General features: G+C 66.5%; 1 protein-coding gene. It reads right to left on the bottom strand.

What is annotated here, in order from left to right; translation table 11 throughout:
* Positions 1 to 172: 172 nt before the first annotated feature.
* Positions 173 to 367 (bottom strand): hypothetical protein (locus IEZ17_RS43695; protein ID WP_229853138.1); only part of this gene is annotated, 195 nt, incomplete at its 5' end.

The following is a 367-nucleotide window of genomic DNA, read 5'->3' as shown; positions in this document are numbered from 1 at the left end:
CACATCACAGCCCCTGAGCTACTGGCGGACACGATCCGGGAGGTGGCCGAGCAGGTGTTCTGCTGAGCTCCGGCCGACTGCAAGATTCCACGAACTGTCCGTTACTGGCTGTCGCCGGTGCTCATGATCGCGTGGAATTGCTCAATCAGTGCTCGTGATCCGCCGACAGTGCTCACGGAATTGCGGACCCTACACGCTCCTCACCGGAAGGAGCCGTGGACCTGTCGTCGTAGTGAAGCGACACCTGAACGCGGCTCAGATCCGCGAGCCCAGCGAGCGCCGCACGCCAGAGGACGCCCGCGGACGCGTACAAACGCGCCACGGCCGAGCGGCGGCCGAGCGCGCGCAGGAACGCCGCTTCCGGCCG

It is taken from the genome of Streptomyces albospinus (assembly GCF_014648695.1).
Lineage (GTDB): Bacteria > Actinomycetota > Actinomycetes > Streptomycetales > Streptomycetaceae > Streptomyces > Streptomyces albospinus.
The sequence above is the reverse complement of the archived record's forward strand: the minus strand, read 5'-3'. Positions and strand labels throughout refer to the sequence as shown.